Annotated in this window: 9 protein-coding genes; 6 read left to right on the top strand and 3 right to left on the bottom strand. The window is 54.4% G+C overall.

The genetic code is table 11. From position 1 onward, the window contains the following. Positions 1-86: 86 nt before the first annotated feature. Together RRF56_RS05425 and RRF56_RS05420 are read left to right on the top strand one after the other, a co-directional pair. Complete coding sequence (locus RRF56_RS05425) at positions 87-1,238, top strand: iron-containing redox enzyme family protein (protein WP_317036614.1); 1,152 nt, start codon at positions 87-89, stop codon at positions 1,236-1,238. 48 nt (positions 1,239-1,286) lie between these two features. Beyond that, complete coding sequence (locus tag RRF56_RS05420; protein WP_317036613.1) at positions 1,287-2,030, top strand: hypothetical protein; 744 nt, start codon at positions 1,287-1,289, stop codon at positions 2,028-2,030. Between the two features lie 191 nt (positions 2,031-2,221). On the opposite strand, the gene RRF56_RS05415 is transcribed toward RRF56_RS05420, so the two are convergent. Continuing rightward, a complete protein-coding gene (locus RRF56_RS05415; RefSeq protein ID WP_317036612.1) occupies positions 2,222-3,082 on the bottom strand; it encodes an SDR family oxidoreductase in 861 nt (286 codons plus the stop codon). 734 nt (positions 3,083-3,816) lie between these two features. Between RRF56_RS05415 and RRF56_RS05410 the strand changes: the two genes are divergently transcribed. Further along, entirely contained in the window at positions 3,817-6,486 is a 2,670-nt protein-coding gene (locus RRF56_RS05410; RefSeq protein ID WP_317036611.1) for a PAS domain S-box protein, read from the top strand. Between the two features lie 39 nt (positions 6,487-6,525). Next, positions 6,526-7,209, top strand: a complete 684-nt coding sequence (locus tag RRF56_RS05405; protein WP_317036610.1) for a type 1 glutamine amidotransferase domain-containing protein — start codon at positions 6,526-6,528, stop codon at positions 7,207-7,209. Here RRF56_RS05405 and RRF56_RS05400 read toward each other — a convergent pair. Beyond that, the gene (locus tag RRF56_RS05400; RefSeq protein ID WP_317036609.1) at positions 7,206-10,406 is read right to left on the bottom strand and encodes a PAS domain-containing protein; all 3,201 of its coding nucleotides are present in this window, start codon (positions 10,404-10,406) and stop codon (positions 7,206-7,208) included. The two genes, RRF56_RS05405 and RRF56_RS05400, sit on opposite strands and share 4 nt — an antisense overlap. Before the next feature lie 475 nt (positions 10,407-10,881). On the opposite strand from RRF56_RS05400, the gene RRF56_RS05395 reads away from it, so the two are divergent. Continuing rightward, positions 10,882-11,091: an acetyltransferase gene (locus RRF56_RS05395; protein WP_317036608.1), complete on the top strand. Its 210-nt coding sequence runs from the start codon at positions 10,882-10,884 to the stop codon at positions 11,089-11,091. Between the two features lie 706 nt (positions 11,092-11,797). On the opposite strand, the gene RRF56_RS05390 is transcribed toward RRF56_RS05395, so the two are convergent. Continuing rightward, the gene (locus tag RRF56_RS05390; RefSeq protein ID WP_317036607.1) at positions 11,798-12,817 is read right to left on the bottom strand and encodes an AI-2E family transporter; all 1,020 of its coding nucleotides are present in this window, start codon (positions 12,815-12,817) and stop codon (positions 11,798-11,800) included. A gap of 317 nt (positions 12,818-13,134) precedes the next feature. Here RRF56_RS05390 and RRF56_RS05385 point away from each other — a divergent pair, with 317 nt between their 5' ends. Next, on the top strand, positions 13,135-13,293 hold the full coding sequence (locus RRF56_RS05385; protein WP_317036606.1) for a YqaE/Pmp3 family membrane protein: 159 nt from the start codon (positions 13,135-13,137) through the stop codon (positions 13,291-13,293). Positions 13,294-13,522: the final 229 nt, after the last annotated feature.

Here is a 13,522-nt window from a genome sequence, read left to right as displayed (position 1 = left end):
AAACGTGCTTAGCTCTGGTTAGCGATGACTGGACGACGCAGATCAGCTCCTGGCCAAGCAAAATAGATATTTCTTAGGATGCCTCCATGTTTACCGCCGTAGCTAATCGAAACTTGAAGGAGCACAATGCAAATTTTGGCTCATCAATCGCTGAAAATATTGATTTTTTGACTGCTGAAAATCAGTTTGTCGATCTGCTAAACCTTGACAATTTAGACCAGCAGGTGAACCAGTCACCCCAACGAGTGGAGAGCCTAGAAGCGGCGATCGCAGCGGCCCTTTCCCTCGCATATGGTGACCCCGCTCAACCGGGTGACGACACGGCCCATCGGTTCTTGCAGCGCATTTTATATCGCATTAACCGCCTCAATCTGTTTTGGTACGACAGCCTTAACCACTACAAAAACGAGCGTTCGTTTTACTTGCAGTGGCTGCGCGATCGCATTGAGTCAGTTTGGCAAACCTGGGAGCTAAAGCAGCTAGATATTGAGCAGTTGCAGCAGCAACCGGTGCAGCAAACCCTCAGAGCTTGGTACGAAACCGACCTTGACCCCGAAATTACTGACAATAAGCGGTTTCTGCGCGACGAGCTAGATCGAGAGGGCTACCGGCGACTGTTGGCGATCGCCTCCCTCGATGGGTTAGTAGAAGCCAGCCGCATGTCTCGCATTTTGGGAGGCGCGAGTAACGAAGTACAGGCAACCTTGATTCGGGTGCTGCTAGAGGAATATGGCAACGGTCGCCTAGCCCGCAAGCACTCTACCTTCTTTGCCAAAATGATGGCCGACATGCACCTCAATACCCAGGCCGAAGGGTATTTTGATCTGGCCCCTTGGCAGCTGCTCGCCAGCATTAACCACAACTTTTTGCTGACTGAATGCAAGCGTTACTTTCTGCGCTACAACGGTGGACTCACTTACTTTGAAATCGCTGGTCCGTCGATCTACACCGATTATTTAATCGCCGCTCAGCGCTTAAACCTCAGCGAAGATTCGTCGGGCTACTGGGCTTTGCACATCAAAGAAGACGAGCGCCACGGCCTGTGGATGCTAGAGGATGTGGCGCTGCCCCTAGCCGAACAATACCCCGACCAGGCCTGGGAACTTTTGCTGGGTTACGCCCAGGAGAAACTGATTGGCGATCGCGCTGGCAACGCCATTATTCAGCAAATTAGACAGGCCACTGAGCCCCTGCCCGCCATCGTTTCACCGAGCCTGCCTGAGGCAACCACCCGATAACGTGATAATTGGCCAACCTACCCATCCCTCTTTTACCCAACCCTTGCTATGAACAAAAGTTTGCTGATCGCCGACGCTACAGTTGAGGTCAAGTCTCCCAATCAGGTGTTCTTTTGTCCTGAAGAGTCACAGTTCTATGCTCAGTGCCTAGAGAAAATGGTGTTCTCCCAAGGGCCTACCCCCGAACCCATTATTGAGTTTGGTGCCGGAGACGGTAGCCCGGTCATTCAGGCTTTGCTCAGCAGTTCTTTTCAGGGCCTAGTGCAAGGCTATGAACTCAACCCAGACGCTCACCAACTCGCCCAGCGCAGAATTGAGCAGTATGGTCTTACCCCTTACTATCAGGTCAAAAACGCCTGCTTTTTTGACCATACCCCAGCCACCGCTCGCTACTTGATTGCCAACCCTCCCTATTTGCCAGCCCCCGACAACCAACTCTATATGCCGTCGCTTCACGGCGGCAACGATGGGGCCGCGATTACCAATCAGCTTTTAGCCCACGGCTGCGAGCAGGTCATGGTGATGATTTCTGCTTATTCAAACCCGGTTGATACCGTTAACTACGCGATCCAACTGGGCTATGAAGTGGTTGACTTCATGGTCACTCCGCTCAAGTTTGGCTACTACAGTTGTGAACCCAAGGTCAGAGATTCGATCGCTCGGCTGAAGCGCCAGCGTCAGGCATTCTTTTCAGAGCGCATCTATTTTCTGGCTGGAGTGCTTTTCCGCCAAAAAAGTACCTCAACCACCTGTCTATCTGAGGAATTTCTTAAGGTAATGACCGCTCTTTGATGGCTTGATCAAAACCGGTGCCGATCACTTTAGCGATCGGCACCGGTTTTTGGGTTGGCATCTAGTTGTGGCCAGCAATGCTGTGGGTAACCGTAAATCTGACTTGGTTCCCCCAATTCCACTGGGCGCATGGCATGCGCCCCTGCGGTTTGCCGGTTTGCCTGTTGGGAATTGGGATTTTGTGAGTTAGATTAGCCGTTTACCACCACGCCACCATTGGGGTGCAGCACTTGACCCGCGATGTAAGATGCATCCTCAGAAGCTAAGAAAACAAAGCTCGGGGCTACTTCCATGGGCTGCCCAGGGCGACCCATGGGCACCTGTTTGCCGAAATTTGAGACATCGTCACCCGAAAATGCATCGGGAATAAACGGGGTCCAGATCGGGCCAGGAGCCACACCATTGACGCGAATGCCTTTCTCCAGCATCGGCTCGGCTAAGGAACGGGTAAAGGCCAAAATTGCCCCCTTAGTGGTGGAGTAGCTCAGCAAGCTAGCATTGCCTTTGTAAGCATTTACCGAGGTGGTGTTGATAATTGAGCTACCTGGTTTCATATGGGGAGTAGCGGCTTTGGCAAAGTAAAACATCGAAAAGATATTGGTGGCAAACACATCGCCGAGCCGGGCCGCGTCAATTTCGTCAAGGCTAGGTTCTTGGTATTGAACGGCGGCATTGTTAACCAAAATATCGAGTTTGCCAAACTCCTTTACGGTTTTATTCACCGCCTCACGGCAAAACTCTTCCCCGCGAATATCACCAGGAATCAGTAAACACCGTCGCCCGTAGTCTTCGACGGCCTGCTGAGTTTCTTTGGCGTCGTCGTGTTCGTCAAGGTAGACGATCGCAACATCGGCTCCTTCTTTCGCGTAATAAACCGCCACCGAGCGACCAATGCCGCTGTCACCACCCGTAATCAGGGCGACTTTGTCTTTGAGCTTGCCACTCCCTTTGTAGTTGGGGTCATCGTACTGGGGCCGAGGCACCATTTCAGACTCTAGGGCCGGGGTGCGACTTTGGGTTTGAGCCGGAATTTGATCGGGGGTAATGGGCATGGGCTAATCTCCTTCATACTGCATACAGGCCGACAAACCATCATTTTTGAGTAGCTTTAAAGCCTTGGCCGAGTAGTGACAAAGATTAGAGCCTTTAAAGCTTAGCTACTCGTTTAGAGAATCGGCAGCTTATCACTCAACCTCACTCTATCGACGCTGTTTAGCCAGGTTATCTTTCTTTAGGATGAACCCCTTTCTAATAAAATTTTACGAAATTTAACTCACAAATAATGTCGCCGCCGATTGTAGAGAATATTGTTTCTGTAATAGGTTCTGTAATCTTTAAGCCCTAAAATGGCGTACCCTATAGTTGTTGTCAGATTGAGTTCAGATCAATCTAGGGCAGCCTCTAGAGTCTTTGGTCTGCGATCGCGATGCCGCTGCAATGCAGCCAACATTTACTCGCTCTTTGTCCCTGGCATTAGCTCACCAGTCAAACCCATCGGGCATTGCTATAGATACCCCTCGGCAACCGACGACAACCGACAATCTAGGACTTTAATCGGCCTGGAAGGCTAACTTAAAAGCGATGTCTACCTGGCGGTAGACGACAAAATCTAGAACTCCCTATAATGTTAGAAGCTAAATATTAAGATTCCTTAACTTATTTCCTGGATTCGGTACTGTTGCTTAACTCTACGGTTTACCCAGCTTTCTTAGCTTGTGACGCAACTTAGTTTATTCAATGCACAGGTGAAGGCAGTCTTTAATTTCTAAAGCATCTATACCGTTAAATGGTGATGAATCCCCCACTGTTTCATTTAAGCGCTAGAGCATTTGGCATAGCAGTACTTAGTACAGCCACAGCTCTTGTGCTCATGGGTCTGCTTGACCCAATTGCAGATATGATAATGACGCCATTTTTGCTATTTAACGGGGCTGTGGTGGTGGCGTCTTGGTGGGGTGGCATTGAGTGTGGCGTCATCACTACAGTGCTTTCTACGTTTATTAGTGGCTACTTCTTTATGGAGCCACAATATACCTTTAGTCTCGGGTTGCCAGCACTAATCCGTCTGGGGGTATTTTTGGTTCAAAATACTGTCATTAGTATTTTGTGTGGCTCGTTGAGAGTGGCAAATCGGTACTTAGATCAAAGCTACTTGCAGCTGCGAGAAAGTGAAACTTCACTGAGTGAGACTAACCAGTGGATAACGGCTATTTTAGAAAGTATCACCGAAGGGTTTTATGCCTTAGATTTGCAGTGGCGCTTTGTGTACGTCAACCCCGAAGCCCAACGTTTGCTTCAGCAGCCCCTCGATACTTTGCTGGGCCATGCTGTCTGGGAGGTGATGCCTACCCTAGAGGGCAGCAGCATGGGAAAATCCTTTCGTCAGGCGATGGCTACCCGGCGCCCAGTGGTGGTTGAAACCCTAGGGGTGGTGCATCCTGATCGCCTGTTTGAAATGCACATCAACCCCATGGCCAACGGGCTGGCTATTTATTTTCGCGACCTGACCAATCAAAAAAATGACGAGCGTCGGCTGACTCAGCAGATGCAAATGCTGAACCTGGCCAATGACGGCATTATTATTCGAGAGCTCGATAGCGGCAAGATTGCCTACTGGAACCAGGGCGCGGCGCGGCGCTATGGCTGGTCTGCAGAGGAGGTGATGGGGCGATCGGCCCCCGAGCTACTCAAAACCGTTTTCCCTGAATCGCTAGAAACGGTTCGGGCGGCGGTGTTGCACCACGGGCATTGGATAGGGGAGTTGAAGCAAACGACCCGCCAGGGCCGCACTATTTTAATCCATAGTCGCTGGACGCTACAGCCGACCACGGCGGGTCAGCCAGACACTATTTTAGAAATCAACTCTGATGTGACGGAGCAAAAGCAGGCGGAGAAGGCCCTGCGGCGTAGTGAGCTACACTTTCGCACCCTGGCTAACTCGATGCCGCAAATGTTTTGGACGGCCAGACCCGATGGCCAGCTCGAATATTGCAACCAGCGCTGGTATGACTACACGGGGCTGTCATCGGCCCAGAGTTTTGCTCAGGGGTGGCTGGCGGTGCTGCACCCCGACGAGCGCCAGCTCTGTGAGCAGGCCTGGACTGAGTCGCTGCAAACGGGGCAGCCGCTCACCCTAGAGGCCCGACCGCTGCGGGCGGCAGATGGCCAGTATCGCTGGCACCTGGTGCGGGCTTTTCCCCTGGAGGGGGAGGGCGGTGAAGTGTTGCGGTGGTTTGGCTCGTCTACCGATATTCATGACCAGAGAATGGCGCTAGCAGAGCGCGATCGCGCCCTGACCCAAGAGCGCGTGGCCCGTTCGGAGGCAGAGGCAGCCAACCGAATCAAAGATGAGTTTTTGGCGATGCTTTCCCACGAGCTGCGCACGCCGCTCAACCCCATTTTGGGCTGGCTGGCCCTGATGCGATCGCGCCCTCTAGACGAGGCCACCCGTGCCCAGGCCCTAGAGACCATTGAGCGCAACGCCAAGATTCAGGCCGAGCTGATCGAAGACCTGCTAGATGTATCGCGGATTTTGCGGGGCAAGCTGCGGCTCGACATTCAGCCGATCGATCTAGTCAGTGTGATTAACGCCTCCTTAGAGACCGTGCAGCTCTCGGCTAAAGCTAAGGCCATTGCCCTGCACACCGACCTAGATACCACCGTGGGGCCGATCGCTGGCGACGACAACCGCCTCCAGCAGATTGTCTGGAACCTGCTGTCTAACGCCGTCAAGTTTACTCCCGAGGGTGGTGAGGTCACCGTTCGGCTCTACCAAGACCACCACCACGCTGTGGTAGAAGTCAACGATACCGGCCAGGGCATTAGCGCTGATTTCTTGCCCTACGTGTTTGAGCGCTTTCGTCAGGCCGACAGCAGCAGCACCCGCGCCTTTGGCGGGTTAGGGCTAGGCCTGGCCATTGTGCGCTACCTCACCGAGCAGCACGGGGGTGATGTGTTGGTCGATAGCCCTGGGGAAGGTCAGGGGGCGACCTTTACAGTGCGATTCCCCCTGCAAGCGCCAGGTTCTCTGCCCCACCAGCAGCGGCAGTCGTCTGGCCCCGTTGACTTGGCTGGGCGTAAGGTTCTAATCGTCGATGACGATCTAGACTCGCTGCACATGCTCACCCTCTCGCTGCAAGACTACGATATAGAGGTGCTAACCGCGAGCTCGGCCCAGGCCGGGCTGCGGATGGTCAAACAGCACCACCCCGACCTGCTGATTAGCGACATTGGCATGCCCGACCAGGATGGCTACATGCTGATTCAAGCCCTGCGGCAGCAGCCCCCCGACCAGGGCGGCAACATTCCGGCGATCGCCCTCACGGCCTACGTGGGCGACCAAAATCGCGATCGCGCCCTGGCCGCTGGGTTTCAGCGCCACCTCTCTAAACCCCTAGACATTGCTCAGCTAGGTAATGTCATGGTCGATCTGATCAGCCCTGGCACCAATGACTAACTGCTCAGCCCCTTTGCCCACCCTTACGACCTCCTTGCTATGAAAATTTTAATGATTCTCACCTCCCACGCTCAGCTGGGCACCACTGGCCAAAAAACAGGCTTTTGGCTCGAAGAATTTGCCGCCCCCTATTACGTGTTTAAAGATGCCGGAGCCGACATCACCTTGGCCTCACCCCAGGGGGGACAGCCGCCCTTAGACCCCAAAAGCGATGCCCCCGACGCCCAGACCAAGGCCACCGATCGCTTTCGCCAAGACCCCGAGACCCAAGCCGCTCTGGCCAACACCGCTGTGCTGTCGAGCATCACCGCTGAGGGGTACGATGCCGTGTTTTACCCCGGCGGCCACGGCCCCCTCTGGGATTTGGCCGACGATCCTCACTCTATCGCCCTGATCGAAGCCTGCGCTGCCGCCGGTAAACCCGTGGCCGCCGTCTGCCATGCCCCCGCCGTGCTGCGCCATGCCAAGGCCACCGATGGCTCGCCCCTGGTGAAAAACTGCTCAGTCACTGGCTTTACCAACAGCGAAGAAGCCGCCGTGGGCCTCACTGACGTGGTGCCCTTTTTGGTCGAAGATATGCTGAAAGCCAACGGCGGCAACTACTCAAAAACCGACGATTGGCAGCCCTACGTCCTGTGCGATCGCAACTTGATCACCGGCCAAAATCCGGCCTCCTCCGAGGCGGCGGCTCAGGCGGTGCTTCAGCAGCTGAGGGTGGCCTAGGCGCGAGATCGCTGGGTTAGCTCAATCACCGTTTGCACCAGCTTTTCGATATCGAGGGGTTTGGCCAGGTGGCGCTGGTAGCCACTGGCCAGCGACTCTTGCTGGTCTTCGTAGCGGGCGTAGGCGGTGAGCGCGATCGCCGGAATGTTGCCGCCCTGGTCGGGGGGCAAGCTGCGAATTTGGCGAATTAGGCTGTAGCCGTCGATTTCGGGCATGCCAATATCGCTGATCAACACATCGGGTTGCTGGTGTTGCAGGCGATCGAGCACTTCGGCGGCCGAACCAATGGTCACCACTTCGGCCCCATACTGACTCAGCAGCACCGTCAGCAACTCGCGGGTATCGGCGGAGTCATCGACCGAAAAGACGCAAATACCCCGCAGGTCGGGGGCCGCCAGGGGGAGAGAGACCGACGGGCCAGGCCGGGCTTTGGCCACCAGCTTGGGTAACCGCACCGTAAACGTTGCCCCCTGGCCCTCGCCTGGGCTGCGGGCCGCAATCGTGCCACCGTGAATTTCGACCAGCTGGCGCACGATCGCCAGCCCTAGCCCCAGCCCACCGTGCTGGCGAGTAATCGAGATATCTTCCTGGCGAAATGACTCAAACAGGTAGGGCAAGAACTCGGCACTGATGCCAATGCCCGTATCGGCCACGGTAATTTCGGCCTGGCTGTCAACGGCGTGCAGGGTAACGGTGACCTGGCCCGCCTGGGGCGTAAACTTGATGGCGTTAGAGAGCAAATTGCCCACAATTTGTTGCAGACGGGCCGCGTCGCCACTGGCCTGTACCGTGGCGTCGAGGTCGATTGTCAGGGCGATCGCCTTGGCCGCTGCCGCCCCCTTGACTGTCTCCAGGGCAGACTCAATCACCCCCGCCAGCTTGACTGGGATGGGGGTGAACTGAATTTTGCCGCGCAAAATCTTCGCTAGATCGAGCAGGTCATCGACTAACTGGGCTTGTAGCAGGGCGTTGCGCTCGATTGTAGCCAGGGCCTGGGCGGTTTTGGCCTCGTCAAAGCGACGGGTTTGCAGCAGCTTTGACCAGCCCAAGATCGGGTTGAGGGGCGATCTAAGCTCGTGGGAGAGCACCGCCAAAAACTGATCCTTGAGGCGGTTGGCCTGCTCGGCTTCCTCTCGGGCAATGCGTTCGCGCTGGAGCAGTTGTTCGCGTTCTTGTTCGCTCTGCTTAATCGCCGTAATCTCGGTAAACCCACCGATCGCCCCACGCACTATCCCCTCCAGGTCGTAGAGCGGCACCGCCTTGCCGTAGATGTGGCGCACGGTGCCGTCGGCATAGACCAACTCAATTTCGTCAGTCACCTCCTGCCGGATTCGCATCGCCTTTTGCATGGGCAGGTCTTGGGGTGCCATCAGTTGCCCCTGCCTATAGGGCTTAAACGACAGCAAAAACTCATTCTCGGCAGAAGTGAGGCTAAACGGCTTGCCGGGCTCGGTGAGCATCAGATCGTGACCCATGCGGTTGGCGGTCATCAGACGGCAATCGCCATCGTGGGCAATCCAGATCGCGGCAGGGGTGGCTTCCATCAGGGCCGCCAGTTCTTCGGCCTGGGTTCTCGCTCGGGCTTCGCTTTCGACGAGGGCCTGCTCAAACCGCTTTTGCTCGGTGACATTCATCGCAATGCCCGTTATCCGCACTGGGTTACCCGCCGCGTCGTAAAAGGTTTGCCCCCGCACCATCAGCCAGCGCTGTCCCTCTTGCGGGTGCTGAACGCGAAAGCTGACCTTGAGATTTTTACCCTGCTCGATGGCCTCACGGGTTTTGCGCTCGATGTAGGGCCGGTCGGCGGGCAGCACAGCGGCCAACCAATTTTCGTAGGAGGGAGTGACGCCCAGGTCTAAGCCATAGAGGTGATAGTACTCTTCCGACCAAATTACGGTGTTGTCCGTCAAATCCCAATCCCAAAGACCGGCACCAGCGGCGGTCTGGGCCATCCGCAACTGTTCTTCGCTCTGGCGCAGGGTCTGCTCAGCTTGCAGATGCTCGGCGGTGAGTTTGGCCCGCTCGCTAATGTCTACCGCCGCGCAGGTCACTCCCACAATGTTCCCCTGCTGATCGCGAATGGGGTCAATGGTGAGGTCGTAGTAGAGCTGATCGACCTGCACCTCGGCCCGCAGGGCTACCCCATTGTCGAGCACCTGCCGTTTGAGCGCGGTGAGTCGATCGGCGGCCTCGGCAGACACCAGGTCGCGATCGCGCTGCCCAAGCATTTGGTCAACGGTGTAGTCATGGGTGGGGTTGTAGACCCAGGTATAGCGCAGATCCTGGTCTTGGCTAAACAGCGTAATGGGGGCGCTCTTGAGGGCAATATTCAGTCGTTCGGTAGCCTGCTTGAGGGCTCTTTCAGTCTCTCTAAATTCAGTAATGTCGGTGTTCGTGCCTACCCAGCGCAGCACTTTTCCCTGCTCGTCGCACACCGGGGTGCCGCGCGAGAGAAACCAGTGATATTCCCCGTCTTTGCTGCGTAGGGGAAAGGTGTCTTCCCACAGGTCGCCGTTGGCAAAGCAGTGATCGATCTTTGCCATGACCCGATCGATGTGGTCAGGGTGATGCAGCTGCTGCCAACCCTGACCCTGCAAAGCATCTAGCGGCAGCCCTGTAAAGTTGACCCAGCGCTGGTTGTACCAAAAGATTGAGCCGCTGGGGTCGGCCATCCATACCAGCTGAGAAATGTTGTCGGCTAGGTGGCGAAATCGGGCCTCGCTTTCTCGCAGGCTAGCCGCCGTGGGGCGACGGCGATCGATAAAGTGCTTTGAGACTTGGGGGTCTGGGGTGGGGGCGAGGGCGGTGGCAAACACCCCCTCAACCTGGTCGGTAGTTTGCCAAATGGCGCTAAAGGCCCAGCCGTGGTTGGCCATCAGCGGGCTCCCCTCTGGATTTACCGCTAGCGACAGCGGTTGCCCGGTGCTAAGTACCTGGTCAACGCCCGTGGCTAGGGGCTGCCAGTCTTTCGCTTCATAGCGGGTCAGAGGTTCCCCCACAGGCCAGCTGTGGCCCGGTACGCTCAGCGCTGCACAGGCATCGTTGTAGAAGACCCAGCGATCGCGGCCCCATACGCAGACCATCGGCCTGTCGCTGTTGAGTAAAAGGCTCAGGCTAGTTTTTAGCCCGGCAGGCCAATGGGCCGGCTGCCCAAGGGGAGCATTGGACCAGTCGCGCGATCGCAATCGCATCGCCATGGGGCTCTCACCCAAAAAACCAGCCTGGGTTAGTCGCTGATGATGCATTCTATTCTCCACGAACTCCCGTTTTATCCCGGTCCGCAGTGACCGCTATTACAATGAGTCAACGACTGTTAGAACTGAACGATCATTTCACTAGGTGACCTACTCTACCCCTAGCCCTGACCCATAATCAGTCTTCTTATAGAAAAGATGATCTACCTCAAGATAGAAATTATTAATACATGTTGTTGCTCTTCTAGGTAGAAGCCGTAATTACGTCTTGTTAAGCCCTAGTTGGCTAAAGTGAGCACCTATCTGTTCTCAACCTTTTTTGGGTCCGGTTTATCTCCTCCGGCAGAAGCCTCTGGGCTGCCGGCTCGATAAGCTTGAACGTAATAATGGTGACTATTTTTGGTGATTAACGAGTAGCTAGCACCAACTAGCCCCGCTAATGCCCACAGATGGCACCGCTTACCCGGCGGAAACCTCTATGTTTGTTAAAGATACTCAAAGCCAAACCTTAATTCAGGTGCTTGACCCCAGTGAATTGTTCAACCCCGTCCATGATCAGGTGCTAGGTCGGCAGCAAGCTGGTGAAGAAGAACAGCCTCCCCAGGCCTTTCCTAAGTCGCAGCTGCAATTTCCTTCGGGTGAAGCCCTGCCCCAATGCTGGATCGACCCCGATTATCAGCTTAAGTAGGTTTTTGGGGCCACCGAAGAGTTTTGTCCCCTCGGTGGCCGTTTAAGATTTTGCCAAACGAGTGATGCCCTTTGGCGATCGTCAGGGTGGATTGGGGGCGATCGCCTTTAACCCCAATTTTTTGTTTATATAGCCATAGCCAACATCACTAGGACATTTTGCTTGTAACGATCCCTGTCTGTTATTCCCGCGTCGGCGGGAATCCATTCGAGAGCAATGACAAGCTAGTGGATTCCCGTTGACACGGGAATGACGGCTCTGTCCTAACCTGGATGACCAAAGCTATAGCAAATCCGAGTCCTGTACCCCCGATTCCCAACCGGCGGAGTAGGTAGAGGCCAACGGTGTTTGCCTAACCCAACCGGGGCTAGCCAAATCGGATTCAATATTACTCGTTATATCAAGTCCGCCTAAGTGGTTTTAAACTGTCATTCCTACAGCCGTGGGAATCTATCGTGGCTAAGGTACTCCAAGGTGGACTCTCGGGGGGTGTCCCGAATTGGCAAATTCATTGCTCTGACGGGTCGCTGACCTGTCAGTCCCCTGCAGAACCTGTCCCCGTGAAGGTGTGGGGCGAGAATCTACGCCGGATAAGCCTACTCTACAAGGAATTCCCACCTGCGTGGGAATGACGTAGCCCCTTTACAAAGCTGGGATACACCTGATGCTTGCCTCTGCGAGAATGACAAACCAGCCGTTTTCTAGCTCAATGCTGTTCTAAAACCCGCTCAAACCAAAATGCTTTCAGCCACTGCTGAATAATCAGAGTTAGCGGCAGCGCCAGCACTAGCCCCAGCAACCCAAAGAATGCCGTAAAGAAGATTTGGGCCAACAGCGTTACAGCGGGTAATAGAGCCACGCGCCGAGGCATAACTCGGGCTGTCAGCCAACGACCTGCGACCTGATAAATCACTAGGTAGAGCACAACTACTGCGATCGCTTTCCAGGGAGATTCGAGCAGGGCCAGGGCAACCGGCGGCAGTACGCTAATCAACGGCCCCAGGTTAGGAATAAACGCCAGCAGCCCGGCCAGAATGCCATTGGCTAAGGCAAAGGGAATGTCAAGCATCCACAGACCGGCAAGGCTCATCAGTGCCACAGCCACCATAGTGACAAAAATACCGATAAACCAGCTTGAAAGCGCCGCTTCGCAGTTATCTAAAACCTGACGCACCTGGGGGCGCAGGGAATGGGGAAAGAGTTGCAGTAGAAGCTGCTGGTATGAAACTGGGTTTAGCAGCATCATCAGGACCAGCATTAGCAAAAGTAGCAGGTTGAAGGCGATCGCTAGCGTATTGGAAAATAACCTAAAAAACCGTCCAAAGATTATGTCTAGATTGAGCGCCTGGATTTGCCTAAAAATATTCTCAAGGTCTTGATAATTTTGAATAGAAAATCCTGGTACTGAATCAGCTAGGTCCACAAACCAGGTATAGACTTGGTTGAGCACCAGGGGAGTCAGATCGCCTAATGCCTGGAGTTGAGTAATAAAGGGTGGAATCACAAGACCACCAAATAGCCCTAGCAAGAGTAGCGCGGAACTAAAAATTACAAAAACTGCGGCACGGCGATTGGGTAAGTATTTCTGCAGGGCAACTACAGCTCGATTTAGCACAACTACTAAAACTACGGCGGCCAGCACCAGCAGCAGAACATTGCGGATTACCCAAAGTATGTAAAGGCAAACCCCCACAATTACTAAGCTTAACCAATGGCCAAATCTCACTAGAAGGTTCCTTGCAACAAAAATAATTTTTGGGCAATTTTTTGAAGTTTACTAGTTTCAACCCCGAGTGCATCCCACGTTTGCAGGTGCCTACGTCGTTCCCAGGCCGATGAGAATCTATTTTCTCTATCTCTAACAGCCCCTTCTTATAGGTTTTCATGGCCAGTCTCAAATGACATCTCCCCGTCGAAATAACTTGGCAAATCACTACCTTTTGGTAGGGAATAGTCTGCTCTTGGGGATGATGAAAAAGCTATGCCCTCTGATTTAGATTGGATGAAGGTAAAAAATACATTGGGATTGGAGGTTCACTAATCATGGATTTACTTAGGCTTTTGGCAGCCATCTTTCTCCCACCCCTAGGAGTGTTTCTTCAAGTGGGCATTGGTCCCCAATTCTGGATCAATATTTTGTTGACTCTGCTGGGCTATATTCCTGGTATCATCCACGCCGTTTGGATTATTGTGAAGCGGTAAGCCACGTCTGGTATCGGGTAAGCCGACCTAATCCTTCAGCACAGGCCGGTAAAGTGTGTAGAACTATTAGCTAGCGTAGAGGCGTTAGGGCACTGCCCTAACGCCTCTACGCTGATTGAGTTGAGGAGATAGTTGAAGCGGGTTGGCCTGTTTAACTCACAAACCTCGTCCCCCGAGGTTTTGCTCAACAACGCCCGACGCGATTATGCCAGGTGGCTCGGGCGAATTG

The organism is Nodosilinea sp. E11 (assembly GCF_032813545.1).
Classification (GTDB): Bacteria; Cyanobacteriota; Cyanobacteriia; order Phormidesmidales; family Phormidesmidaceae; genus Nodosilinea.
Note: the sequence above shows the minus strand (reverse complement) of the source record. Positions and strands in the feature narration are given on the sequence as shown.